Source organism: Halomonas sp. YLGW01 (genome assembly GCF_014840935.1).
Lineage (GTDB): Bacteria > Pseudomonadota > Gammaproteobacteria > Pseudomonadales > Halomonadaceae > Onishia.
The window spans coordinates 1473859-1498490 of record NZ_CP062005.1 but is presented as its reverse complement, the minus strand read 5'-3'; the positions used below and the strand labels follow the sequence as shown (position 1 = coordinate 1498490).

The 24632-nt window shown below is 64.8% G+C and carries 21 protein-coding genes; 10 read left to right on the top strand and 11 right to left on the bottom strand.

The window, feature by feature from the left end; translation table 11 throughout:
• Positions 1-10 precede the first annotated feature (10 nt).
• Both IEJ03_RS06955 and IEJ03_RS06950 read left to right on the top strand, forming a co-directional pair.
• Complete coding sequence (locus IEJ03_RS06955) at positions 11-1309, top strand: TRAP transporter large permease subunit (protein WP_192036917.1); 1299 nt, start codon at positions 11-13, stop codon at positions 1307-1309.
• On the top strand, positions 1309-1848 hold the full coding sequence (locus IEJ03_RS06950) for a winged helix DNA-binding protein (protein WP_242458079.1): 540 nt from the start codon (positions 1309-1311) through the stop codon (positions 1846-1848). The genes IEJ03_RS06955 and IEJ03_RS06950 overlap by 1 nt, the downstream gene beginning before the upstream one ends.
• An 82-nt stretch (positions 1849-1930) precedes the next feature.
• Here the strand turns inward: IEJ03_RS06950 and IEJ03_RS06945 are convergent, their stop codons facing one another.
• The 8 genes from IEJ03_RS06945 to IEJ03_RS06910 all read right to left on the bottom strand — a co-directional run bounded on the left by IEJ03_RS06945 (position 1931) and on the right by IEJ03_RS06910 (position 11924).
• Positions 1931-3754 (bottom strand): protein kinase, encoded by a 1824-nt coding sequence (locus tag IEJ03_RS06945; RefSeq protein ID WP_192036916.1) that lies wholly within the window; start codon positions 3752-3754, stop codon positions 1931-1933.
• 20 nt (positions 3755-3774) lie between these two features.
• Positions 3775-5433: a dihydrolipoyllysine-residue acetyltransferase gene (locus IEJ03_RS06940; protein ID WP_192036915.1), complete on the bottom strand. Its 1659-nt coding sequence runs from the start codon at positions 5431-5433 to the stop codon at positions 3775-3777.
• Positions 5434-5461: 28 nt separating this feature from the next.
• Positions 5462-6439 (bottom strand): transketolase C-terminal domain-containing protein, encoded by a 978-nt coding sequence (locus tag IEJ03_RS06935; protein WP_192036914.1) that lies wholly within the window; start codon positions 6437-6439, stop codon positions 5462-5464.
• A gap of 1 nt (position 6440) precedes the next feature.
• Positions 6441-7655, bottom strand: coding sequence for a thiamine pyrophosphate-dependent dehydrogenase E1 component subunit alpha (locus tag IEJ03_RS06930; protein WP_192036913.1), 1215 nt, complete (start codon positions 7653-7655; stop codon positions 6441-6443).
• Positions 7656-7955: 300 nt separating this feature from the next.
• The gene (locus IEJ03_RS06925) at positions 7956-8717 is read right to left on the bottom strand and encodes an ABC transporter permease (RefSeq protein ID WP_277950346.1); all 762 of its coding nucleotides are present in this window, start codon (positions 8715-8717) and stop codon (positions 7956-7958) included.
• Positions 8707-9810: an ABC transporter ATP-binding protein gene (locus tag IEJ03_RS06920; RefSeq protein ID WP_242458078.1), complete on the bottom strand. Its 1104-nt coding sequence runs from the start codon at positions 9808-9810 to the stop codon at positions 8707-8709. The genes IEJ03_RS06925 and IEJ03_RS06920 overlap by 11 nt, the downstream gene beginning before the upstream one ends.
• The gene (locus IEJ03_RS06915) at positions 9797-10990 is read right to left on the bottom strand and encodes an ABC transporter permease subunit (RefSeq protein WP_242458077.1); all 1194 of its coding nucleotides are present in this window, start codon (positions 10988-10990) and stop codon (positions 9797-9799) included. The genes IEJ03_RS06920 and IEJ03_RS06915 overlap by 14 nt, the downstream gene beginning before the upstream one ends.
• Positions 10991-11015: 25 nt before the next feature.
• Positions 11016-11924 carry an ABC transporter substrate-binding protein gene (locus IEJ03_RS06910; RefSeq protein ID WP_192036912.1) on the bottom strand — a complete coding sequence of 303 codons (909 nt, stop codon included), beginning with the start codon at positions 11922-11924 and terminating at the stop codon, positions 11016-11018.
• Between the two features lie 120 nt (positions 11925-12044).
• Here IEJ03_RS06910 and IEJ03_RS06905 point away from each other — a divergent pair, with 120 nt between their 5' ends.
• Positions 12045-13100, top strand: a complete 1056-nt coding sequence (locus IEJ03_RS06905) for a DUF1853 family protein (RefSeq protein ID WP_242458076.1) — start codon at positions 12045-12047, stop codon at positions 13098-13100.
• Positions 13101-13136: 36 nt separating this feature from the next.
• Here IEJ03_RS06905 and cysS read toward each other — a convergent pair whose 3' ends face one another.
• Positions 13137-14522, bottom strand: a complete 1386-nt coding sequence (gene cysS / locus IEJ03_RS06900) for a cysteine--tRNA ligase (protein WP_192036911.1) — start codon at positions 14520-14522, stop codon at positions 13137-13139.
• Position 14523: 1 nt separating this feature from the next.
• Positions 14524-16203 carry a glutamine--tRNA ligase/YqeY domain fusion protein gene (locus IEJ03_RS06895; RefSeq protein WP_192036910.1) on the bottom strand — a complete coding sequence of 560 codons (1680 nt, stop codon included), beginning with the start codon at positions 16201-16203 and terminating at the stop codon, positions 14524-14526.
• 175 nt (positions 16204-16378) lie between these two features.
• On the opposite strand from IEJ03_RS06895, the gene IEJ03_RS06890 reads away from it, so the two are divergent.
• From IEJ03_RS06890 to IEJ03_RS06860, 7 genes are all read left to right on the top strand, one after another.
• A complete protein-coding gene (locus tag IEJ03_RS06890) occupies positions 16379-16891 on the top strand; it encodes a peptidylprolyl isomerase (RefSeq protein WP_192036909.1) in 513 nt (170 codons plus the stop codon).
• Between the two features lie 139 nt (positions 16892-17030).
• Positions 17031-17807, top strand: coding sequence for a UDP-2,3-diacylglucosamine diphosphatase (locus IEJ03_RS06885; protein WP_192036908.1), 777 nt, complete (start codon positions 17031-17033; stop codon positions 17805-17807).
• A gap of 114 nt (positions 17808-17921) precedes the next feature.
• Complete coding sequence (locus tag IEJ03_RS06880; RefSeq protein ID WP_192036907.1) at positions 17922-18848, top strand: recombination-associated protein RdgC; 927 nt, start codon at positions 17922-17924, stop codon at positions 18846-18848.
• A 64-nt stretch (positions 18849-18912) separates the two neighbouring features.
• Positions 18913-20073, top strand: a complete 1161-nt coding sequence (locus IEJ03_RS06875; RefSeq protein ID WP_242458075.1) for a 1-acyl-sn-glycerol-3-phosphate acyltransferase — start codon at positions 18913-18915, stop codon at positions 20071-20073.
• A gap of 148 nt (positions 20074-20221) precedes the next feature.
• A complete protein-coding gene (locus IEJ03_RS06870; protein ID WP_242458074.1) occupies positions 20222-21406 on the top strand; it encodes a cation diffusion facilitator family transporter in 1185 nt (394 codons plus the stop codon).
• A 57-nt stretch (positions 21407-21463) separates the two neighbouring features.
• Positions 21464-22171, top strand: coding sequence for a transglutaminase-like cysteine peptidase (locus tag IEJ03_RS06865; protein ID WP_192036906.1), 708 nt, complete (start codon positions 21464-21466; stop codon positions 22169-22171).
• A 61-nt stretch (positions 22172-22232) separates the two neighbouring features.
• On the top strand, positions 22233-24137 hold the full coding sequence (locus tag IEJ03_RS06860) for an EAL domain-containing protein (protein ID WP_192036905.1): 1905 nt from the start codon (positions 22233-22235) through the stop codon (positions 24135-24137).
• 117 nt (positions 24138-24254) lie between these two features.
• On the opposite strand, the gene IEJ03_RS06855 is transcribed toward IEJ03_RS06860, so the two are convergent.
• On the bottom strand, positions 24255-24587 hold the full coding sequence (locus tag IEJ03_RS06855; protein ID WP_192036904.1) for a tryptophan synthase subunit beta like protein: 333 nt from the start codon (positions 24585-24587) through the stop codon (positions 24255-24257).
• Positions 24588-24632: the final 45 nt, after the last annotated feature.

Genomic DNA, 24632 nt, shown 5'->3' with positions numbered 1-24632 from the left:
GAGATTTCCCATGCTCGTCATGATGACCGTATTGCTGGTTGCCCTGCTGCTGCTGCTCGGCAGCGGCGTCTGGGTGGCCTTCTCGCTGATGGGACTGGCCTGGATCGCCATCAGCCAGTTCAGTTCCGTACCCACCGGGGACGTGATGGCCTCCGATATCTGGAGCGCCAGCCACAGCTGGGAGCTGACCGCCCTGCCGATGTTCATCTGGATGGGTGAGATCCTGTTCCGCTCGCGCCTCGCCGAGGACATGTTCAGCGGCCTCTCCCCCTGGATGCAACGCATCCCCGGCCGCCTCTTGCACACCAACGTGGTCGGCTGTGGCCTGTTCGCCGCCGTCTCCGGCTCCTCGGCGGCCACCTGCGCCACCATGGGCAAGATGTCGATCCCCGAGCTTACTGGCCGCGGCTACGATGAGCGCCTGGTGCTCGGCACCCTGGCCGGTTCGGCGACCCTGGGGCTTTTGATTCCGCCCTCGATCATCCTGATCGTCTTTGCGGTCGCCACCGATCAGTCCATCGCACGCCTGTTCATGGCCGGCGTGCTGCCGGGCGTGATGCTGATCACCCTGTTCACCGGCTATCTGATGCTGTGGTCCTGGCGCTATCCGGACAAGGTGCCGCCTGCCGATACCCGAGTCAGCTTCCGGGAAAAGCTTCGGGCATCACGGCGCCTGATTCCGCTGTTCTCGCTGATCGTCGGCGTGATCGGCTCGATCTATGCCGGCATCGCCTCCCCCACCGAGGCCGCCGCCGTCGGCGTGGTGCTGTCGCTGCTGCTGGCGAAGCTGCAGGGGGCCATGAGCCGGTCGATCTTCACGGAGGCCCTGCTCGGCGCGGTCAAGACCTCCACCATGATCGCCTTCATCCTCGCCGGCGCCTCCTTCCTAACCGCCGCCATGGGCTTCACCGGCCTGCCCAGCGACCTGGCCGCCTGGATCGCCACCCAGGGACTCTCCCCGATGATGCTGCTCGCCGTGCTGACGGTGTTCTTCATCCTGATGGGCTGCTTCCTCGACGGCATCTCGGTGGTGGTGCTGACCACCTCGATCATGCTGCCGATGGTCGAGGCTGCCGGCATCGATCTGATCTGGTTCGGCATCTACCTGGTGATCGTGGTGGAGATGTCGCAGATCACGCCCCCGGTCGGCTTCAACCTCTTCGTGCTGCAGGGCATGACGGGGCGTAACATCCTGCATATCGCCCGGGCCGCACTGCCCTTCTTCGGCCTGATGCTGCTGGGTGTTATCCTGATCACCCTGTTTCCGCAGATCGTTACTTACCTGCCCGAGGCCATGGGGAACCGTTGATGAGCGAGGATCGCAATACCGCCCGCACCGACATGAGTCGTTTAGGACCGATCGTGTCGTCGGAGCACCTGTCACGCAGTGCCATGGAACTCTCCGAGTTCGAGTTCGGCATGAACATCTGCGGCCATGCCTTCAACCGCTGGATGGTGCGCTGCATGACGGCGGCGGGATTACCGGAGCTCGGGGTGCTGGACGTGCTGGTGTTGCACAGCGTCAATCACCGCGAACGCGCCAAGCGCCAGGCGGATATCTGCCTGGTACTCAATGTCGAGGACACCCACACCGTCACCTACGCGCTGAAGAAGCTTGGCAAGCACGATCTGGTGGCCGGCGAGAAGCAGGGCAAGGAAACCCTGTTTCGCACCACCGAGGCGGGGCGCGCGGCCTGCCAGCGCTACGCGGAGATCCGCGAGGCCTGCCTGGTGGAATCGCTGTCGTCCCTGGGCATCGGCCGAGAGGACATGCACCAGATGGCTGGCCTATTGCGCGCCATGTCGGGCCTCTATGACCAGGCGGCGCGCGCGGCCGCCTCGCTCTGACGCCCCGCCCTGACATTCCAAGCCGAGGCACGCCGAGCCCCCGCAGTTTGCGCCTGCGGGGGCTTTTTTGTTCTTTGCCGAGTCAGCGGTTGCGGGGATCCTTCGGATAGAAGCGGTCCGGCAGACGCTCGATATGGGCGAAGAACTTGGTGTCCTTGTAGGGCATCTTCATGAAACCCGATACCCCCAGCCCCTCGATCAGGCCCACCGCCGCCAGGATGTCATCCAGGCACTTACGAAACTCGCCCTCACGGGCGGGATCCAGCAGCCGATAGTAGCTATGGATCTTCAGGTGGGTCGGCAGCGCCTCGAAGATGATCATCCCGGTATGGTGAATAGCATTGAGCGCCTCCAGGGAAACGATGATCTCGTCGGGCAGCACCAGGAATTCCTCGGGGTCCGGGCCATCCTCGAAGTAGGAATGCACCCGGGTGTGATCCTCGAGCTCGGGTACCGCGCTGACCTCGTAGGGCAGACGCATGTCTGGCGTCAGAATAAAGGGCTGATCCGGGCCCAGCCGGTCGACATGCAGGGTCTCCCGGGCATTGAACAGGCAGCTCTTGAAGATCCCCCGGCGGTAGATGGCCCTCGCCAGGTGCACCATGTTATTGACCGCGCTGACGAAGGCCGCCTTCAGCGCCGGGTCATGCAGGTTCAGTGAGATATCGACATAGATACCGTCGGTCTCCCAGCGGATCGCCAGTCCCCCGACCACCGGATAGCGGCCGAGCCGGCTGACCGCCGCCAGGAAGGCCTTCTCGGTATCGCCCATGCCCTGCATGAAGTTCTTGTAGTAGCGATCGAGCTGAACGTCGTTGACCTCGCTCATCTGCTCCGGCGCCCCTTCCTCACGCAAGAAGGCCTTGCGCGAGCTGTACACCACGGTATCGATCTCGCGCTCGGCCGGGCGCACCCACACCGGCAGCAGCGGCGTCTCGGGGGGGTCGTCGAGATCGATCATCACGGTGCGCGACAGCCGCGGCATCTCGTCAAGGAAGTAATCCCCGGCCCGCAGACGCAGCGCCGGGTCCGGCGAAAGCATGGCATCCAGCATGCGGGCAAACTCCATGGGCAGGCCCAGCGACGTCGCCGGAATGGCCCGATGGCCGAAGCGGCACGATTGGCCCGACGCTAGCGCATAGAGAGTGCCGGCGGCGCCCTGCTCATCGAAGCGTGGCGATGACAGCGCACCGCTCAACTGCTCCTCGCCGATGAAATAGACATCGCCCAGGCGGGCATTGGTCTGCTGCAGGTTGTCGGACATCAGCTCCATGACGTTGGTGGTCACGTGCTGCAGGCGCTCATCGAGCTGAGCGAACACCGAAGAGCCCCAATCGATCAGAGCGATACGTTCGGTTTTCGTATCGAAGACTAGGTTCGAGGGCTTGATGTCACCGTGCACCAGCGGCTTGCGCCGCCCCGACTCACGGCGCAGGTGACGCAGAATGTCCGCCAGCTGGGCGGCGATGTGCACCACCAGCCGCGGCGACAGCCGACCATGGCGCAAGGATACCTCCTCGAGGTTCTCCCCCGGCGCCCGCTCCATGACCAGGATCGACTGGTTGCGAACCCGCTGGTAGGCGATCAGCTCAGGCACCCGCGGGTGGTCGACCTGCTCGAGCATGAAGGCCTCTTCCTCGAGCCGGTCCTGCAGGTGCTGGGGCAGCGTCACCCGGGTGAACTTGAAGACATGCTCGACCTCGCCCCCTGGTCGGCGCGCCCGGCCGGCGAACACGAAGCCGTAGGCGCCCTTGCCGATCAGCGCGATATCCCGGTAGCCGAGCTGTTCGAGCTGGGTCTGGCAGAGTGCGACCCAGTCCTTGAGCTTCTTGGCATCGTCGTGGCTGAGCAGATAGATCGACTGCTCTTCCGGGATGTAGAACTGCTGGAGCGACGTCGCGGTCATGACTTCATCCCGTCATGGTGTTAGCCAAGGTGCAGCAGCATGGATTGCGGCGACTCCAGATAGCCCTTCCAGCGATTGACGAAGCGGGCGATGGTGCCGCCATCGATCAGCCGGTGATCCCCCGACCAGGTCGCGGTCATGATCGCCCGGCTCACCACCTGACCGTCGGCATCGAAGCGCGGCAGTCGCTGAGTCTTGCCGATCGCCACGATGGCCACCTCCGGGGCATTGATGATCGGCGTGGCATAGGTGCCGCCCAGGGCGCCGATGTTGGAGATACTGATGGTGCCGCCCTTGAGATCCGCCTGCTGCACGCGCCCCTCGCGCGCCTCATGAGTCAGGCGCGCGATCTCGCCGGCGATGGCCAGCAGGCTCTTGCCCTCGACGCCTTTCACGTTGGGCACCATCAGGCCAGCCCGGCCATCCACCGCCATGCCGATGTTGCAGGCACTCTGATAGTGGATCTCGGTGACGTCATCGTTGAGCCGGCTGTTGAGGATCGGGAATTCCTGCACGGCCAGGGCCAGGGCCTTCATGAAGAAGGGCATCAGCGTCAGTCTCACCCCCAGCGCCTCGGCCTGTGGCTTGAGGCGCTCGCGCAGCGCCAGCAGCTCGGTGACATCGATCTCGTCGCCATAGGCGAAATGGGGGATGGTGCTGGCCGACTCCACCATGCGCCGGGCCATGACCGCCCGGATGCCCTTGAGCGGCTCCACGCGCACGTTGCCTGACACGGCCGTGGCCTCGGCAGTCGACGGCGCCGCGACCTCAGTCGATGGCGGCTGCCGATGTGCTTCGTTGTGTCCGCCCTGTTCGAGAAAGCGCAGCACGTCGTCCTTGAGCACCCGGCCGTCCTTGCCCGAACCGGGAATGGCCGCGAGGCTCAGCGCGTGCTCGCGTACCAGCCGACGCACCGCCGGGCTCGCTGGAATGCGCCCGAAGGTACCACTGGCTTGAGCTGAGACATGTCCTTGTTGCGGCGCGCTCGGCGACGCGACCGCGCTCTTATCAGCAGGTCCCGCCTGCTGGGTCTCCTGCGGCTGGGCCGCAGCAGGCTCGGCGGTCGCCGCTGCCTGCTCCTCGGGAAGATAGGCGAACAGGGGCTTATGCACCCGCGCCTGCTCGCCCTGCTGGTAATGCAGCCGGGTGACACGGCCGGCCTCGGGCGCGGTGATCTCCACCAGCGCCTTGTCGGTCATCACGTCGACCACCGGCTGATCCTCGGCGATCTCATCACCCTCCTGGATACGCCATTCGACGACCTCGCACTCGACGATGCCCTCGCCGATGTCCGGCAGGATGAAATCGATGGCCCCGCCACCGGCGGCGGCCTTTGGCGCCGAGCCTTTGGCCTCCTTCGGCATCGGCGCCCGATCGGTCGCGGCCTGTTGCCCGGTACGCGGGGATGATGCCGCCTCATCCGCCGGACCTTCCTGGCCGGCTTCGTCCCCCACCAGGGCGAAGAGCGGCGCATGCACCTTGGCGATCTCGCCTTCCTGGTAATACAACCGGGTCACCCGGCCATGATAGGGCGCGGGAATTTCCACCAGTGCCTTGTCGGTCATCACCTCGGCGACAGGCTGGTCCTCCTCGATCACGTCGCCCTCGCCGACCAACCACTTGACCACCTCGCACTCCACGATACCTTCGCCGATATCGGGCAGCATAAAATCGCTCATCGTTGCTCTCCTGTCCGGATATCGGGATCTAGTACGCCATGCTCGCCTTGATTGCCTCGAAGACCTTGAGGCGATCGGGCAGGTATTCCTTCTCCAGCGTCAGCGGGAAGGGCGTATCCATACCGGTAACTCGACTGATCGGCGACTCCAGGTACAAGAAGCAGCGCTCCTGAATGGTGGCGGCAATCTCGCCGGCGAAGCCGCCGGTCAGCGGGGCCTCGTGGCTGATCACCAGCCGGCCGGTCTTGAGCACCGAGGTCGCCACGGTCTCGGCGTCCCAGGGTAGGATGCTTCGCAAATCGATGATCTCGCAGGAGATACCTTCCTTTTCGGCGAGCTCGGCGGCCTGCTCCATGACTTCTACCTGAGCCCCCCAGGCCAGCAGGGTGATATCGCTGCCCTCCTTGATCACCTCGGCCTCGCCGAGCGGCAGCTGGTAGTCGCTCTCTGGCACCTCTCCGGTCGAGGCACGATAGAGGCGCTTGGGCTCGAAGAACAGCACCGGGTTGGGGTCACGGATGGCCGCCAATAACAGGCCCTTGGCCTGGTGCGGGTTGCGGGGCACCACGATCTTGAGGCCCGGGGTATGGGCGAAGTAGGCCTCCGGCGACTGGGAGTGGTAGAGCCCGCCGGCGATGCCGCCGCCATAGGGCGCGCGAATGGTCAGGCCGCCGACGTTGAACAGGTTGCCCGACCGGTAACGAAACTTGGCCGACTCGTTGACGATCTGGTCGAAGGCCGGAAAGATGTAGTCGGCGAACTGGATCTCCGCCACCGGGGTGGAGCCCTGGGCGGCCAGGCCATTGGCGAAGCCGATGATGCCCTGCTCGACCAGCGGCGTATTGAAGCAGCGCGCCTTGCCGTACTTTTCCTGCAGATGGCTGGTGGCTCGGAAGACGCCGCCGAAGCCGCCGACGTCCTCGCCGAAGCACAGCACTTTCTCGTCGGCCGCCATGGCGATATCCAGCGCCTGATTGATGGCCTGCAGCAGATTGAGATTCGCCATTTCAGTGCCCTCCCTGGCCGGTCACGGCACTCGACGACGTGGGCGAGACTCGGGAAGAGCTCTTGGGATAGGCCTCGGGATAGCGGCGAATATGTGCTTCCAACGCCTTGAGCTGCTCGTTCAATTGCGGCGTGGGCGTATCGTAGACATCGGTGATCAGGCTCTCCAGCGGCGGTGCCGGGCGCTTCTGGGCGACCTTCATGGTCTCCAGCACCTCGCGACGCAGGCGCTCCTGCAAGGCCTTCTCTTCCTCATCGCTCCACCACTCACGCGACTCCAGCCAGCGACGCATCCGCAGGATCGGGTCCTTCTCGCGCCAGGCCTCCTCCTCTTTCTTGCTGCGATAGCCAGAGGGGTCATCTGAGGACGAGTGGGCCGCCAGACGGTAGGTCATGGCCTCGATCAGCACCGGCTGGTTGTGCTCCACGGCCAGCCGGCGCGCCTCCAGGGTCGCCTGGTAGACCGCCAGCACGTCGTTGCCGTCGACCCGGATCACACGCATCTTGTAGCCGAAGGCTCGGGGGGCGACGCCATCGGCGGCGAACTGCTCGACCGCCGGGGTGGAGATCGCATAGCCGTTGTTGCGACAGAAGAAGATCACCGGGACCTTATGCACCGTGGCCATGTTCAGCGCCGCATGGAAGTCGCCCTCCGAGGCGGCGCCCTCGCCGAAGTAGGTAATGGTGCAGTGGCCGTCGCCGGCCAGCTTCTGGCCGTAGGCGTAGCCGGTGGCCTGGGGAATCTGGGTGGCCAGCGGCGAGGAGATGGTCATGTAGTGCAGCTTGGCCGACCCGTAGTGGATCGGCATCTGGCGACCCTTGCCGTAGTCACGCTCGTTGCCGAACATCTGGTTCATGAACTCGTCACAGCTGAAGCCGCGATAGGCCAGCGCTCCCTGCTCCCGGTACTGGGCCATGATCATGTCTTCATCATCCAGCGCCGCGGCACTGCCGATCACCGCGGCCTCCTCGCCGGTGCACTGCATGTAGAAGGAAAGCCGGCCCTGGCGCTGGGCGGCCAGCATGCGCTCGTCGAGCACCCGGGTGAAGACCATGGTGTGGTAGATGCGCAGCGCTTTTTCACGATCGAGCTCAGGCGCCGTCGCCCCCTCGAAGAGGCTGCCGTCCTGCTTGAGCAAGGCGAAGGTATCGATCGAGAACTCGTCGCCTTTCAGGAAGGTCGGGGAGTGAACGAGCGAGGAAGTGGTTGTTGTCATGATGCTCTTCCCTGGGGGTGATGGTGAAAAGCCTCATGCCCCTTGTGGGGGCATGGTTATTCAGAAGGTAGTCATAAACCACAACGGCAGCATGGTCGGCTGGGCAACGACCAAGCGATGCAAGTTTACGTTAACGTAAGATAGAGCCTGACCGAGGGTGCTGTATAGCCACCGCCTCTGCGACCATGGTCGCAGGGAAAGTAAACAGAGATAGGAAGGAGCCTAGTGGCCCGGGTGGCATGAGGGGAGGCAAGAGGGAAAAGCGGAAATGTGAGCGGTTGAGAACCGCCATTCACGTCCTCAGCGACGAGACGGCAGCAGGCGCGCGAAGGCACTGTCGATGGCCAGTGCCAGCACGCCGATCAGGATCGCCCCCTGCAGGATATAGGCGGTGTTGCCGTTGATGATGCCGGCGATGATCGGGTCACCGAGGGTCTTGGCGCCGATGGTCGAGCCGATCGCCGCGGTGGCAATCCCCACGGTCACCGAGGTGCGGATGCCGGCGAGGATGACCGGCGCCGCCAGGGGCAGCTCGAGCTGCCAGAGCACCTGGGTGGGTGACATGCCCATGCCGCGGGCAGCCTCGCGCGTCGCCGGATCGACCTCGCCGATACCGACCAGGGTATTGCGCACGATCGGCAGCAGGCCGTAGAGCACCAGTGCCACCACGGTGGGCAGGCCGCCGAAACCGAGCCAGGGCACCGCCAGGGCCAGCACCGCCACCGGCGGGAAGGTCTGACCGATGGAGGCCAGCTGGCTGACCAGAGGCAGGAAGTCGCGCCCCCAGGGGCGGGTGACCATGATCGACGCACTCACCCCGCTGACAATGGCGATCAGCGAGGCCCCGGCCACCAGCAGCAGATGGTTGGCCAACAGATCGACAAAGGCATCGCGCCGATAGATCGGCTCACGGGCGTCGGGGTCGATGGCGGCAAACACAGGCCCCAGGTGCGGCAGGGTGACCAGCAAAGCGCCCAGGGCCGCGCACCAGCCCAGAGGGGCTGCCCAGCGTCGCCAGGGCGATGGGATGGCGCGCACCATACTGACCGGATCAGTCTTCATGGCGCCCCTCCGGCGCCTCGGGTGGCGCCTTCCCCTTAGCGATATCAGGGCCATCACCCGCCTCGTCGGGTGCAGCGGTCGTCACGCTTGTGCTGTTCCTGGCGCGAGGCCTTTCCGCCTTGGCAGCACTCTTCCGCTGCATGATGTCATCCACCTCCAGCGTCCCCACGGTGCGATCGCGATCATCCACGACCGTAAGGCTCGACAGCCGATGCAGCAGCATCACCGACAGGGCCTGACGCAGGTCGTCATCCTGGCCAACCGCGGCGGCAGTGGTCTGGCGACGCGCGCCGGTCGGGTGCATCACCTCGCGGACACGGATCAGCCCGGCCTGTTTGAGACCGCGATCGCGCCCACCGAGCAACGATTCGACAAACGCATCCGCCGGCGACGCTAATAAATCCTCGGGGCTGCCTTGCTGGACGATCCGCCCGCGATGCATGACCACGATACGATCGGCAAGCTTCAGGGCTTCTTCCATGTCATGGGTCACGAAGACGATGGTCTTTTTAAGGCGCGCCTGAAGGCGCAGCAGTTCGTCCTGCAACGACTCGCGGGTGATGGGGTCGAGGGCACCGAAGGGCTCGTCCATCAGCAGGATATCCGGATCGGCGGCAAGGGCTCGCGCCACCCCGACTCGCTGTGCCTGACCGCCGGAGAGCTGATGCGGGTACTTGCCGGCGAACTCGGCCTCATCGAGCCCCAGCAGCGCCATCAATTCGCGGGTCCGCTCCTGGATGCGCTCGGCGGGCCACTTCAACAGCCGCGGCACCAGGCCGATGTTGCGCGCCACCGTCCAGTGCGGGAAGAGCCCGGTGCTCTGGATGGCATAGCCGATACGCCGGCGCAGGGCCTGCTCGTTGATCTCGCGGATGGGCTGACCGTCGATGTGGATCTGGCCGTCGCTGTGCTCGATCAGGCGATTGATCATGCGCAGCGTGGTGGACTTGCCACAGCCCGAGGTCCCCACCAGCACGCACAGCTCGCCAGGCGCGATGGCAAGCGAGATGCCGTCGACGGCGGTATCCTCGTCGAAACGCTTGGACACGTCCATCAGCGCGATACGCGCCATCTCGGTTTTACCGGCCGTCATGGCGGGCTCCTTGTCGCAGCGCCTCGGCCAGGGCGGTCAGCAGGCCATCGACGATCACCGCCATGGCGATGATCGGCAAGGCCCCGAGCAACACCAGGTCCATGGCCGCCTGGCCAAGTCCCTGGAAGACGAAGGTGCCGAGCCCGCCGGCACCGATAAGCGCCGCCACCGCCGCTAGGCCGATGGCCTGGACGCTGGTGATGCGCACGCCCTCGAGTAACACGGGTAGCGCCAGCGGCAGGCGCACCTGCAGAAAGACCTGACGCGGACTCATGCCCATGCCACGGGCCGATTCGATGACGCCGGGATCGACGTCCCCCAGCGCCACGAAGGTATTGCGCGTCATCGGCAGCAGGCTATATCCCACCAGGGCGATCAGGGCCGGCGCGGCACCGATGCCTTGCACGCCGAGCGCCGCCAGCCAGTCATAGCGATCGGCGAGCCAGGCCAGCGGGGCCAGCAGCAGACCGAACAGCGCCAGACTGGGAATGGTCTGGATCAGGCTCAGGAGGCCATTGATACCACGCTCAAGCCGCGACCAGCGGCGCATGGCGAGCGCCAGGGCGAATCCCAGTATCAGGCTAAGCCCCACCGCCGAGGCCACCAGCAGGCTGTGATAGCCGAGGGCCTCGATGAACTTGTCGCTGCGTCCCTGGTATTCCTGCATCAGTGCGAGTTTATCCAGGGCCCCGCTAGCGAGCGACACGGCCCAGGACCCGAGCATCAGCGCGCCTAGCCCCCACCAGCTGCCCCGGGGTAGCCTCAGGCGCCCCTTGAGCTCGATCAGTGCCAGCATGAGCACGAACAGCAGTACCCAGAAGCCCGCCGCCAGGCCCGCACGGGCATAGGGAGCATCCGGGTCGATGAAGGCATCACAGAAGCCGGCCAGTGCCCAAGGCAGGCCGAGCATGGCGAGCACGATCAGTCCAAGCGCCCACTTAAGCCGGGACGATGTCGCCCGCCAGGCCAGGCCCACAACGACCAGCGGCAACAGTATGACGACCAGACCGGCAGGGCCGAGCATGGCCCACAGATCGATGCCCTGCCCCGGCACGATGCGGTTGGGCTGAACGCTGGCAAGATCCAGAAGCGTCAGGGCCGCGAGCGCTGCCGGCATCAGCACCAGCAGCACCCGGTTGGGCGGCACACGCCGCGACGGGGGGAATGACGCAGATGACACGCTTACGGAAGTCCGTCCCAGCAGCTTACGGCTCGAGCCCGTCGAGGAAGCTCGCCGCGACCTTGGCCGGGTCGGCGCCGTTGACGGCCACTTCACCGTTCAGGCGCTGCAGCGTCTCGAGATCCAGAGCCTCGAAGACCGGCGTGAGCAGCTCGGGGATCTGCGGGTAGGCCTCGAGCACCGCTTCGCGAACGACCGGGGCCGGCTGATAGACCGGCTGCACGCCCAGCGTATCCTCGAGCACGCGCAGGTCCAGGGCATTCAGGCCGCCGTCGGTGCCATAGGCCATGGCGGCGTTGACGCCATTGGTCTGCAGCGCCGCGGCGCGCAGGGTTGCCGCGGTATTGCCGCCGGAGAGCACCACCAGCTGGTCAGAGTCGAGTTGGAAGCCATAGGCTTCCTGGAAGGCCGGCAGGGCCGCCTCGGATTCGACAAACTCGGCACTGGCGGCGAACTTGAACTCGCCCCCACCGGCCAGATAGGTAGCCAGGTCTTCAAGAGAGGCGAGGCCATACTCCCGGGCCAGATCGCCACGCACGCTCATCGCCCAGGTATTGTTGGCCTCTGCAGGCGTCAGCCACACCAGGCCGTTGGCCTCACGATCGAGCTCACTGACCTCGGCATGAGCCTCGGCGGCGTTCTTCCACACGGGGCTGTCCGCCATGTCGAAGAAAAAGGCGCCATTGCCGGTGTATTCGGGATAGATATCGATCTCGCCGGCGATGATCGCCTCGCGCACGATGCTGGTGCCACCGAGCTGCAGCCGGTTCTCGGTCTCGATACCCCCGGCCTCCAGGGACTGCATGATCAGTTCTCCGAGCACCGAGCCCTCGGTGTCGATCTTCGAGGACACCACCACCGGGTCGGCGGCCTGTGCCTGCCCGACCAGGGCACTAGTTGCCAATGCTGCCACCCATGTCAACGTCCGGTTCATCGCGATCACCCCAGTGGTATGCCAAGTGTGAAGGCAGTATAAGGAACTGACGTTACAATGTCAGGAAGGACGGTGTGGCAGGACGTCAACGCCAAGTGACTGTCCAGGCTTGAGGATTCGATGGACGACGACAGACTGACAGACCCCGACTGCATGCTGGGCGCCTGGCGCCACCCGCTGGTGCGTGACCTGGGCTGGCTGTGCCTGGCTCCCGATCTTTTGGGGATGCCCTGCCCGGGCCGGCCGAGCCTTGGCGAGCTGGGGCTTGAGAATGACGGCTGGCGAGACTACCTGGATCGGCTGGAAGCCGCCCCCCAACCGCTGGAAGCCCTGGTGGGCGGCGCCGTGAATGCACGCATGGGGCACTACCACGAACGGCTCTGGCAATTCCTGCTCGAGACCGCCCCCCGCACCCACCTGCTGGCCCATAATCTGCCGGTGATGCGCGAACGACGCACCCTGGGCGAGCTCGACATGGTCTATCAGCAGGCAGGTAGCCATCGCCCGGTACATCTGGAAGTGGCGATCAAGTTCTACCTGGGCCTCAGCGAGGGGCCCGGTGAGGCGACCAGTCAGGCACGCTGGGTGGGGCCTGGCTGCGCGGACAGCCTGGCCGGCAAGCGCAGTCACCTCTTCCACCATCAGCTGCCGCTGATCGACACCCCGGAGGCGCGCCTGGCCCTCAGCGAGTTCACTCGGGGGAAAGAGGGGGAAAAAGAGAGAGAAGTATCGGTTGCCGACACGTCCGGCCGTGAAGCCGACGGTGGAGAAAGGATCACGGATCAGCGCATGGCGATGCCCGGGGTGCTCTTCTACCCCTGGCGACGTGAGGCGGATCAGCCGCCGCTCCCCTCACCCGTCGAAGCCACCGCCGAGCACCTACGTGGCCAATGGCTCGCCTGGCACGACTGGCCGGCCTTTCGTGCCGGCCTGACGACTGGCACCCGAGGGGCCTGGCTGCACAAGCCTCACTGGCTGGCGCCGCCGCTCCCCGAGCAACTCCGGCCACTCGAGGAGGTCGACGCCTACCTGATGACGCGCTTCGCCACCGGTGCTGCCCCCCTGCCGCTGGTCCTGCAGGGCGAGGACGGCAGCTGGCAACGGCTGTTCGTGGTCGGCGACGACTGGCCGCGCAAACTGCCGCTGCCGCCTGCCCCGGTGGCCTTCACCCGCTGAGGCGCAATCGACACGCCCCACGAGCCACGCGGCGACTCAGTCGCGATCGACGACCCAGGTGGTGCCCTCGCGGGAGTCCTTGAGGGTGATACCCAGCGCCGAGAGCTCCTCGCGAATGCGATCGGCCTCGGCGAAATCCTTGGCCTTCTTCGCCGCGGCTCGCGCCACGATGCGCGCCTCGATCTCGTCCTCGCCGATGGCAAGCGCCGTGGCACCGGCCTGCAGGAAGGCCGCCGGGTCCTGATCGAAGAGTCCCAACACCTCGCCCAGGCGCTTGAGCTCGAAGGCCAGCGCCGGGGCGGTCTCGGGGGCATCCTTCTTGACCACGTTCAGTTCGCGAGCCAGATCGAAGAGCACTGCCAACGCCTCGGGGGTGTTGAAGTCATCGTCCATGGCCGCCGTGAAACGCTCGTCGAAGCGAGCATCGACCTCACCTGCGACCGCTTCGACGCCGTTGAGGGCGTTGTAGAAACGCTCCAGCGAGCGACGGGCATCATCGAGGGCATCCGGGGCATAGTTGATCGGGCTCCGGTAATGGCTCGCCACCAGCAGATAGCGCACCACCTCCGGGTCGTGCAACTCGAGCACTTCGCGGATGGTGAAGAAGTTGCCCAGCGACTTGGACATCTTCTCGCTGTCGACTCGCACCGCACCGGCGTGCATCCAGGTATTCACGTAGCGCTGGCCGGTGGCCGCCTCGCTCTGGGCGATCTCGTTCTCGTGGTGCGGGAAGGTCAAATCCGGCCCACCGCCGTGGATATCAAAGGTATCGCCCAGGCAGCAGGTCGACATGGCCGAGCACTCGATGTGCCAGCCGGGACGGCCTTCACCCCAGGGCGACGGCCAACTGGCCTCGCCTGGCTTAGCGGCTTTCCACAGCACGAAATCCAGCGGGTCTTCCTTGTGCTCACCGACATCGATGCGCGCACCGGAGCGCATCTCGTCGGGATCACGGTTGTTGAGCTTGCCATAGTCGGCGAACTTGCGAACCCGGTAATAGACGTCGCCATTATCAGCGGCGTAGGCATAGCCCTTGTCGATCAGCGTCTCGATCATCTTGACGATGTCGTCGATATGGCGCGTGGCCCGGGGCTCATGATCCGGGCGCAGCACCTTGAGACGATCCTCGTCCTCATGCATGGCGGTGATCATGCGCTCGGTGAGCGCACCGATCGTCTCGCCGTTCTCCTCGGCGCGCTTGAGGATCTTGTCGTCGATATCGGTGATGTTGCGCACATAGTTGACGTCATAGCCCCGCGAACGCAGGTAGCGCGTGATGACATCGAAGGCCACCATCACCCGAGCATGACCGATGTGGCAGTAGTCGTAGACGGTGATGCCACAGACATACATGCGCAGCTTGCCGGGCTCGATCGGGGCCAACGGCTCCTTGCGGCGCGTCAGGGTATTGTAGATCTGCATATCAGCCCTTCTTCTGTGCCTTGGCCCAGCCGTCCTTCAGCCCCACGGTGCGGTTGAACACCAGCTTGCCCTCGGCGCAGGCGTGGCGGTCGGCGCAGAAGTAGCCGACCCGCTCGAACTGGTAGCGCGCCTCGGGGGCCGCGTCACGGATCGACGGTTCGGCGATGCCCTGCACGGTGACCAGCGACTCCGGGTTCAGGTGATCCAGGAAGTCGGCGTCCTTGTCCTTGTCGGGGACCTCGACCTGGAAGAGGTTGTCGTACTGACGCACCTCTACCGACACGCCGTGGGCGGCGCTGACCCAGTGAATCACGCCCTTGACCTTGCGGCCTTCCGGGTTCTTGCCCAGGGTGTCGAAGTCCACCGAACAGCGCAGCTCGCTGATCTCGCCGGCGTCGTCCTTGATCACCTCATCGCAGCGGATCACGTAGCCGTTGCGCAGGCGCACTTCCTTGTCCGGGGCCAGACGGAAGAACTTCTTCGGCGGCTCCTCCATGAAGTCGTCCCGGTCGATCCAGATCTCGCGGGTGAACGGCAGCCGGCGCGTACCCATGTCATCGCGGGCCGGATGGCCGGCGACTTCGAAGACCTCGTCGTGATCCTCGGGGACATTGGTCAGCACGACCTTGAGGGGCTTCATCACGCACATGGCCCGCGGCGCGTTGTCCTCGAGATCCGAGCGAATCGCATGATAGAGCATGCCAATCTCGACCAGGCCGCCGTCGGCGCGGGTCACGCCGATCATGTCGCAGAACTTGCGGATCGAGGCCGGCGTATAGCCGCGGCGACGCATGCCGGAAATCGTCGGCAGACGGGGGTCATCCCAGCCATCAACGATGCCCTGATCGACCAGCAGCTTGAGCTTGCGCTTGGAGGTCAGGGTGTAATTCAGGTTCAGGCGCGCGAACTCGATCTGACGCGGCTTGGCCGGCACCGGCAGGTTGTCGAGGAACCATTCGTAGAGCGGGCGATGGTCCTCGAACTCCAGGGTGCAGACGGAATGGGTCACGCCCTCGATGGCATCCGACTGGCCATGGGTGAAGTCGTAGGACGGGTAGATCTTCCACTTGTCACCGGTCTGATGATGGTCGGCGTGACGGATGCGGTAGAGGATCGGGTCGCGCAGATTGATGTTCGGCGAGGCCATGTCGATCTTGGCACGCAGCACCTTCTCGCCCTCGGCGAACTCGCCCTGCTTCATACGCTCGAGCAGATCGAGGCTCTCGTCGGCGCTGCGCTCGCGATAGGGGCTCGGACGGCCGGCTTCGGTCAGGGTGCCGCGATACTCGCGGATCTCGTCCGGCGACAGATCGTCGACATAGGCCTTGCCTTCGCGGACCAGGTGCTGCGCCCAGGCATAGAGCTGATCGAAGTAGTCCGACGCGTAACGCACGTCGCCGGCCCAGTCGAAGCCCATCCACTCAAGATCTTCCTTGATGGCATCGATGTAGGCCTGCTCTTCCTTGGCCGGATTGGTGTCATCGAAGCGCAGGTGACAGTCGCCACCGAACTGCTCGGCCAGACCGAAGTTCAGGCAGATCGACTTGGCATGGCCGATGTGCAGGAAGCCATTGGGCTCCGGCGGGAAACGGGTAACGATCTTGTCGACCTTGCCAGCCTCGATCTCTTCGCTAATCTGATTGCGAATGAAGTTCGGGGCGCTGGTGCTGTCATTGCTCATGGGGCGTCTGAGAACCTCTTGATGGAGTACGCTGGCGACGGACCGTCATCCTCTCATCCCGATCGACCAGGACGGATGGCGGTTGCCGGCTTCGCGCGTCGATGCAAAACCGCTATTATAGCGCGACGCAGATGCGCAACGCCAAGGCGCCCAATACGACTTCCGGGAAACTGACATGATTGTTCTCCAGACCAATTACGGCGATATCACCATCGCGCTCGATTTCGACAAGGCGCCCAAGACCGCCGAGAACTTCCAGCAGTACGTGACCGACGGCCACTATGACAACACCCTCTTTCATCGGGTGATCGACGGCTTCATGGTGCAGGGCGGTGGCTTCGACACCGACTTCAATCAGAAGCCGACCCGCGCGCCGATCGAGAACGAAGCCGACAACGGCCTGAAGAACACCAAGGGCACCCTGGCCATGGCTCGCACCCAGGACCCGCACTCGGCTTCCGCCCAGTTCTTCATCAACGTCGCCGACAACGACTTCCTCAATCACAGCGGCAAGAACCTCCAGGGCTGGGGCTACTGCGTGTTCGGCAAAGTGGTCGACGGCATGGACGTGGTCGACAAGATCCGCGTCGTCCCGACTACTCGCCGCGGCATGCACGCTGACGTGCCCGCCGACGACGTGGTGATCCAGCGCGCCTATCTCAAGGATGACGCGCCGAGCGACACCTGAGATCCATGCCTGTAAGACACGCCCGCCTACGTGCGGGCGTGTGTCGTTTTTCGGCCCTCGGCCGCTGGGACATGCGCCCTGACGGCGCGTCCCGACAAGCGCCACGTTACCGCACCGCAATCACACGAACAGGCTCGCCATGACGACTCTGCTGATTTCCGATCTGCACCTGCACCCGGGTGCCCCCGCGATCACCGACGGCTTCTTCACCTACCTGGAAGAGACGGCCAGCAAGGCCGACGCCCTCTATATCCTCGGCGATTTCTTCGAGGCCTGGGTCGGTGATGACATCCTCGACCTGCCGGAGGCCGAGCCCAGCGGCAACGCGGCGCTGGTCAAGCGCGTCGCCAAGGCACTGCACAACCTGAGCAGCGCCGGCACGGCGGTCTACCTGATGCACGGCAACCGGGATTTCCTGATCGGCAAGCGCTTCGCCGAAGCCTGTGGCGCCACCCTCCTCGATGATCCCACTAAGCTCGACAACGACGGCGAGCCGATCCTGCTGATGCACGGCGACAGCCTGTGCACCCGCGACGAGGCCTACATGGCGTTCCGCGCCCAGGCCCGCGATCCTCAGTGGCAGGCGCAGATCCTCGCCATGTCGATTCCTGAGCGCCTCGCGCTAGCCAAGCAGATCCGCGAGCAATCCGGTGACGCCAACTCCAACAAGGCCGAGGACATCATGGATGTCACGCCCGATGAGGTGGTCAAGGACATGAAGGCGCATGACGTTGCCCTGCTGATTCACGGCCATACGCATCGCCCGGCCATCCATGACCTCACGCTCGATGACCAGCCGGCCATACGCGTCGTGCTGGGGGACTGGCAGCCCGATCGAGGCTGGGATATTCGCCTCGACGCCGGCCAGGCACCCGAGCTGCGCGACTTCCCGCTCGACGCACCGCCCAGCGCTTGAGGCCTAGCCGTAACGTGCGCCGGCGCCAGAACGAAATGTGCGCCGCCGGCCCAGCGCTGGCACCGAAGGCCCCCTTTGGCCATAATGTTGCTCCTTTTTTGTCAGAGACTTGCCATGTGGTTCAAGCACCTGCATCTCTATCGCCTGCATGATGCCCCGCAGATCGCCCACGACGACCTGGACGACCAGCTCGCCGAACAGGCCTTCCGCCCGCTAGGGGGTAGCGAAGCCACGCGGTTGGGCTGGCGGACGCCGGGCGGGCGCGGCAGCGAACGTCATCTCCACGAGATCCAGGGGCATCGCCTGCTCTCGGCGTTGCGCCAGGAGCGCGTATTGCCGGCAAGCGTGGTGCGCGAGGAAGTCGAGGAGCGCTGCGCCGACCGCGAGGCCGCCGAGGGCCGCCCCCTGCCGCGCAAGGAGAAGCAGACGATCAAGGAACAGGTCTATGAGGAGCTGCTGCCACGCGCCTTCATCAAGAGCCAGAAGGTCGACCTGTGGTGGGACACTCGCCGCGACCTGATCGCCGTCAACGCCAGCAGTCGTGCCCGCGCCGAGGAAATACTTGATCTGCTGCGCCAGACCCTAGGCAGCCTCAAGGTCACGCCACTGGCCACCCAGGCCTTGCCGATCCGCGCCATGACCACCTGGCTCAAGGAAGCGGATAGCCGCCCGACCGGGCTGATCCTCGGCGACCAGGTCGAGCTCAAGGCTCAGGGCGACGATGGCGTACTGCGCGCCCGGGCCGTGGATCTGGACAGCGACGAGATCCAGACCCTGCTCGAAGGCGGACGACAGGCCCACAAGCTGGCACTCGAGGTCGAAGGGCAGCTCTCCCTGGTGCTGCACGACGACCTGGCCCTCAAGTCGCTGCGTTTTTCCGATGCCCTGCTCGACGAAGCGAGCCAGGCCAACGACGGCGATGACGCCATCCTGCGCATGGAGGCCGACTTCGTGCTGATGGCGCAGACCCTGGCCGAGGTCGTGGAACGCCTGATCGGCTGGCTGGACGGCGAAGCCTCCGCCGCGCCGCCGAGCCCATGATCACCGAGCCTATGATCCGCGTCGCTCTCATCTTTCCAGTCTTCAATCTCGTGATTTTTTCATCGTGACCACAGAAGCCGAAACAATAAACGACCCCTTCGCCGACATTCGTCCCTATCACGACGACGAGGTCGCCGAGGTGATCACGCGGCTGGCCGACAATGCCGAGCTGCTCGATGCGCTGACCCAGTTCAAGCTGCCCAGGCTCGCGCGGATGGCCCCGCGCCTGGCGCGCACCCTGGCCCGCTTCGCGATTCGCCGCGAGATGCGCGGGGTCGACAGCGTCTATGACTTTCAGATGCGCATCGCCAGCTACATGCAGCGCATGATCCGCACCACGACCGAGTCCTTCGAGGTGGAAGGCCTCGACCGCCTGGAGCACGATCAGGCCTACCTGTTCATCGGCAACCACCGCGACATCGCCCTCGACCCGGCTTTCGTCAACTACGCGCTCTATCAGGCCAACCGCAGCACGGTGCGCATCGCCATCGGCGACAACCTGCTGCAGAAACCCTATGTGTCGGACCTGATGCGCCTCAACAAGAGCTTCATCGTGCCGCGCTCGGCCAAGGGCAAGCGCGCCATGCTGGCCGCCTACCAACTGCTGTCACGCTACATTCGCCACTCCATCAGCGAGGACAACCATTCGATCTGGATGGCTCAACGCGAGGGGCGCGCCAAGGACGGCATCGATCGTGCCGACCCGGCGATCATCAAGATGCTGACCATGGCGGGTCGCCAGGCCGACAAGCAGGCCAACCTGGGCACGATCATCCGCGAACTGCGCATGGTGCCGGTGTCGATCAGCTACGAGTACGATCCCTGCGATCTTCAGAAGGCGCGCGAACTCCATGCCATGCACACCGAGGGGGCCTATCAGAAGATCGAGTTCGAGGACATTCGCTCAATCGTCGCCGGCATCACCGGCGCCAAGGGACGGATCAAGCTGACCTTCGGCACTCCACTGGTCGCGGACTTCGACGACCCCGAGGCTGTGGCCCAGGAGATCGACCAGCAGGTGCTGAACGGCTACCACCTCTTCCCCAGCCACCAACTGGCCCTCGAGGCCAGCGGCCTGGCACCGGATCTTGTCGATCTCAGCGAGGTCACCGAGACGGATCGCCAGCGCTTCCATGCGCGGCTTGCCGAGGTGCCCACCCACCTGCGTGACTGGTGGCTGGCGCAGTACGCCAACCCGGTACTCAATCGCGCCGGACGGCTCTAACAGGCGCCAAACCAGGCCCCTGGGCATACGCCGCCGATCTTCTGCCTCGGCGGCGCTCGACGGGCTCTGATCTGGCCGATGCCCCGCCAAGCAGCCACCCTTAGCCTCAGGCCCCGTTGGATGGGGCCACCCTCCGAGGAGACCATCCATGGGCCACATGCATCACTCCCGCGCGGAGACCGATGACCGCGCCGCCGACACCCGGGCCGCGCACCGCGTCACCCTGATCGGGGCCGGCATCGACTTCGTGGTGGGCATGTTCAAGCTGGTGGCCGGCCTGATGGTCGGCTCGGCGGCGCTGGTGGCCGATGGCATTCATTCCTTCTCGGATATTCTCACCGACATCTTCGTGATTGGCGCCACCCACTACGGTCGCCAGGCGCCCGATCGCGGCCATCCCTATGGCCACGGTCGCATCGAGACCCTGGCGACCCTGTGGCTGGGCAGCATCCTGATCTTCGTCGCCGGCGCCATCGCCTGGGGCAGCCTGGAACGGCTATTCAGTGGCACGCCGGTCCTCGCGCCCGGCCCTTGGGCGATCGGGATCGCGGTACTCGCCCTGGCTGCCAAGGAATGGATCTTCCGCTACACCATGCAGGTGGCCAAGCGGGTAGGCTCCAAGCTGCTGGAGGCCAATGCCTGGCATTCCCGTTCGGATGCCCTCTCCACCGTAGTGGTGCTGGTCGGCCTGCTCGGCGCCCAGTTCGGCGCCGGCTGGCTGGATGGCGTGGCCGCGGTGGTGGTCGCCATCATGGTCGGCAAGATCGGTGGCGAGCTTTTGTGGGAGGCGAGTCAGGAGCTGATCGACACCGCGCTCCCCGAGGCCGAGCAAGAGCGCATGCGCGAGACGGCCAGCCAGGTACCCGGGGTGCGCGGCGTGCACGATCTGCGCACCCGCACCGTCGGTGGCCAGGTGTTGCTCGACCTTCACCTGGTGGTACGCCCGCGGGTGACCGTCTCGGAGGCCCACGAGGTCGGCAACGAGGTCTGTCGTCAACTGCATCAGGCCTTCCCCAACCTGAGTGATGTGACCTTCCACATCGACCCCGAGGACGATCAGGACGCACCGCCCCAGCACCCACTGCACGTGCTGCCGCTGCGTGAGGAAGTGGAGGCCGAGCTCGCCACCGCCTGGTCCGGCCTGCCTGCCTGGGAATCCCGCCTGACCCTGGACCTGCATTATCTCGATCAGCACATTGATATCTCTCTCTACGTGCGCCCGGATAGCTCAGAGCTGAGCCTCGACGAGGCGGCCGACACCCTGCGCCGCCACGCCGCCCGCCTACCCTGGATCGGTCGGCTGCGCATCTGGCAGGGCCCAGGCAAAGCCTGATATATTCCGCCACTCTTATCTGCCTCCCTATCAGGCCCTGCACGCAGGGAAACCTCGATGCCTCGTGCCCCCACTCCCCCAGCCTTTCAACGCCAGCGTCGCCGCCTGCTCATCGGGCTAGGGGGTCTGCTCGCGGGTGGCTGGCTGGGGTTGTCACCGCCAGCGGTGGCCGCCCTCGACATGGCACGCTTGCGTCAGGTCATGCAGTCCCGCTTTGAGACACAAGGCACGGCGGCGCTGGAGGCCTGGCTCGCCCTGATCGAGCGCCTTCGCCCCCTCGCCATCGCCGAGCAGCTGGCCGGGGTCAACGACTTCTTCAACCAGCGTATTCGCTGGCTGGATGACCGTGCCATCTGGCAGCAGGAAGATTACTGGGCCACGCCTCTGGAGACGCTGGGGCGCGGCGATGGTGACTGCGAGGACTTCACCATCGCCAAGTACATCACCCTGCTGCAGCTGGGGATGGCCTCCGAGCGACTGCGACTGATCTATGTCCGGGCGACCCTGGGGCGCGGCGGTCTCTCTCAGGCACACATGGTGCTGGGCTATTACCGCCTGCCGGGGGCAGAACCGCTGGTACTGGACAACCTTGTGGAGAGCATTCGTCCCGCCAGCGAGCGGTTGGACCTGACGCCCGTGTTCAGTTTCAACAGCGACGGCCTCTGGACCGGCGGGTCCAGCCAGTCACGGGTCGACCCGGTGCAGCGTCTGTCTCGCTGGCGCAGCGTACTGGCCCGCATGCGAGAACAGGGATTTCGACTTTAACGGTGACACATTCGATGATGATCGATATAACCGCCAATAGGCGGCAGAGGGAGAGCTTGGGATGTCTCTGATCAAACAGCTATGGCTGGCCATCGCCACCGTCCTGCTGCTCGCCTTCGGCGGCAGCCTGATCGTGGGGCTATCGACCAGTCGCCATTACATCGAGCAGGAAGTGCGCATCAAGAACGCCGACAATGCCAATGCACTGGCCCTGTCCATGAGTCAGCTCGACAAGGATCCTGTCACCATCGAGCTGTTGCTGGCCGCCCAGTTCGATACCGGCCACTACCGGCGCATCGAATTGCGCGACTCCGCCGGCGACCTCATCCTGCGCCGCGAGGCCCCTCCGTTCATCGCCGATGTACCGGGCTGGTTCGTGGACCTGACCCACTTCACCATTCCTCCCGGCCATGCCGTGGTGCAGGATGGCTGGCGTCAGTACGGCACCCTGATGCTCGAGAGTCAGCACAGCTATGCCTACCGCTCCCTGTGGCAGAGCGCCCAGCAACTGGTGGCCTGGTTTGCCTTCGCCGCCTTGATCAGCGCTTTGATCGCCTGGTGGATCGTTCGGCGCATCCGTCGCCCGCTGGCGGCGGTGATCGACCAGGCCAACGATATCGGCAACCGACGCTTCACCATCGCCCCGGAGCCCAGGACACAGGAGTTGCGCGAATTGGTCGCGGCCATGAACCGCCTGTCCGGCAGCGTACGTCAGATGTTGACCCGGGAAAGCGGCAAGCTCGAGGACCTGAGACGTAAGCTGCAACAGGATGCGACCACCGGCCTCGCCAATCGGGCCTACTTCATGACGCATCTCCAGCATGCCCTGGACAACAAGGAAGTCTTCCACCAGGGCTGCCTGGCCATGGTAAGGGTCGCCGACCTTGAAGCTCTCAATGCCAAGCTGGGGCGACCGGAGACCGATCGCTTTCTCCACGAGATAGCCACGGCTCTTCATGAGTTATCGCTGGAGCATCATGAAAGCCAGCTAGGCCGCCTCAATGGCAGTGACTTCGCCATCCTGCTACCCCACGGCATGACACCCGACGATGTCGCCGACCAGCTCACTCAGCGCCTGCATCCGCTCGCCGACCGACAACCCAGCCTGCTCGACCTACCCATCGGCATCGTCGCCTTCAAGCACGATGTCCCACGCGAGACGCTGCTCAGCCAACTCGATGGGGAACTGGCCAGGGCCGAGGCGCGTGGTGGACGATCGATCTGCATGACGGAGCCGACGCCCGATGTCCTGAAATACCGCAACCATGCAGAATGGCGACACGCGCTGGAAACGGCTCTCGAACAAGGCGTTAGGCTAGCTCGCTACCCGGTACTCGATGCCGAAGGGAAGTTGCTGCATATGGAATGCCCCTCACGTCTCTGGCTGGATGGCGATTGGCAGCCAGCGGGCACCTATCTAGCCTGGATCACACGCTTCCAGTTGGATGAAGCCTTGGATCTGGCCAGCATCGAGAGTGCTCTGCGTACCTTGGAACAAGAACAGGCGCCGATGGCGCTAAACCTCTCGGCCCGAAGCCTTGCAAGCTCGGGGTTCCATCAGCGGCTGCATGAACTGCTGTTGGCCCACCCCGAGGCAGCCAGGCGGCTGTGGCTGGAATTGCCCGAGACGGTGGCCATCCATCAGCTGAAGGATTTCCAGTCCCTGTGCCATGCCCTGCAACGCTTTGGCTGCCATATCGGCCTTGAACACGTCGGCCAGCAGTTCACACACCTCGCCGACCTGCAGGGCAGTGGCCTGAGCTACCTCAAGTTCGATGCCTCGCTGATCCGGGATATCGACCAGCAGACCGCACACCAGACGCTGTTGCGCGGCATGGCGACACTGAGCCACTCGCTGGGGATCCTGGCCATCGCCGAAGGCGTGAAAACCCCAGAAGAACGCCAAGCTCTCGTCGAGATTGGCATGGATGGGGTGACGGGGCCGGTGGTGAAGTTCGAAGGCTAGATATTCACTCATTTCCACACGGTACCAACAGACACGAAGCCGGATCGACCATAGGACGATCCGGCTTTGTGCTTCCTGGATTCCGGCTTTCATGCGAGGGCGGCCACCCCATGGCCGCTAGATCGCATCCTCCTCGTCCCGCTCGCCGAGCAAGGCCACGCTGTTGCGCTGCTGCCTCAGGCTCTGGCGGGTCATCAGCTTGTCGCGTGCGGCCTGCGGAAAGTCGGTGAAGCTGATCAGGTTGCGCTCGATCAGCACATCGACCAGATCCTCGATCACACGGACCAACCCCAGATCCGACTGTGCAAGCTTGCCACCGCTTTCGCTATCTTCACGCTCCAGAAAGACATCCAGCTCCGGGGCATCGACATCGATCCGCTCCTGACAATCGCCCGTAGCTACCCGGCTGAGCTGCTCAATCTCTCCTGCCTTATTCCGCTTGATGTACATGCCGTTCCCTCGCAAGACACTGCTTCCCTGCCATGGGCCTGCTGT

What these genes read in the sequence shown, in the direction of transcription:
- IEJ03_RS06955 (WP_192036917.1), top strand. Translation starts at nt 11, where the DNA reads ATGCTCGTCATGATGACCGTATTGCTGGTTGCCCTGCTGCTGCTGCTC.
- IEJ03_RS06950 (WP_242458079.1), top strand. Translation starts at nt 1,309, where the DNA reads ATGAGCGAGGATCGCAATACCGCCCGCACCGACATGAGTCGTTTAGGA.
- IEJ03_RS06945 (WP_192036916.1), bottom strand. Translation starts at nt 3,754, where the DNA reads ATGACCGCGACGTCGCTCCAGCAGTTCTACATCCCGGAAGAGCAGTCG.
- IEJ03_RS06940 (WP_192036915.1), bottom strand. Translation starts at nt 5,433, where the DNA reads ATGAGCGATTTTATGCTGCCCGATATCGGCGAAGGTATCGTGGAGTGC.
- IEJ03_RS06935 (WP_192036914.1), bottom strand. Translation starts at nt 6,439, where the DNA reads ATGGCGAATCTCAATCTGCTGCAGGCCATCAATCAGGCGCTGGATATC.
- IEJ03_RS06930 (WP_192036913.1), bottom strand. Translation starts at nt 7,655, where the DNA reads ATGACAACAACCACTTCCTCGCTCGTTCACTCCCCGACCTTCCTGAAA.
- IEJ03_RS06925 (WP_277950346.1), bottom strand. Translation starts at nt 8,717, where the DNA reads ATGAAGACTGATCCGGTCAGTATGGTGCGCGCCATCCCATCGCCCTGG.
- IEJ03_RS06920 (WP_242458078.1), bottom strand. Translation starts at nt 9,810, where the DNA reads ATGACGGCCGGTAAAACCGAGATGGCGCGTATCGCGCTGATGGACGTG.
- IEJ03_RS06910 (WP_192036912.1), bottom strand. Translation starts at nt 11,924, where the DNA reads ATGAACCGGACGTTGACATGGGTGGCAGCATTGGCAACTAGTGCCCTG.
- IEJ03_RS06905 (WP_242458076.1), top strand. Translation starts at nt 12,045, where the DNA reads ATGGACGACGACAGACTGACAGACCCCGACTGCATGCTGGGCGCCTGG.
- cysS (WP_192036911.1), bottom strand. Translation starts at nt 14,522, where the DNA reads ATGCAGATCTACAATACCCTGACGCGCCGCAAGGAGCCGTTGGCCCCG.
- IEJ03_RS06895 (WP_192036910.1), bottom strand. Translation starts at nt 16,203, where the DNA reads ATGAGCAATGACAGCACCAGCGCCCCGAACTTCATTCGCAATCAGATT.
- IEJ03_RS06890 (WP_192036909.1), top strand. Translation starts at nt 16,379, where the DNA reads ATGATTGTTCTCCAGACCAATTACGGCGATATCACCATCGCGCTCGAT.
- IEJ03_RS06885 (WP_192036908.1), top strand. Translation starts at nt 17,031, where the DNA reads ATGACGACTCTGCTGATTTCCGATCTGCACCTGCACCCGGGTGCCCCC.
- IEJ03_RS06880 (WP_192036907.1), top strand. Translation starts at nt 17,922, where the DNA reads ATGTGGTTCAAGCACCTGCATCTCTATCGCCTGCATGATGCCCCGCAG.
- IEJ03_RS06870 (WP_242458074.1), top strand. Translation starts at nt 20,222, where the DNA reads ATGGGCCACATGCATCACTCCCGCGCGGAGACCGATGACCGCGCCGCC.
- IEJ03_RS06865 (WP_192036906.1), top strand. Translation starts at nt 21,464, where the DNA reads ATGCCTCGTGCCCCCACTCCCCCAGCCTTTCAACGCCAGCGTCGCCGC.
- IEJ03_RS06860 (WP_192036905.1), top strand. Translation starts at nt 22,233, where the DNA reads ATGTCTCTGATCAAACAGCTATGGCTGGCCATCGCCACCGTCCTGCTG.
- IEJ03_RS06855 (WP_192036904.1), bottom strand. Translation starts at nt 24,587, where the DNA reads ATGTACATCAAGCGGAATAAGGCAGGAGAGATTGAGCAGCTCAGCCGG.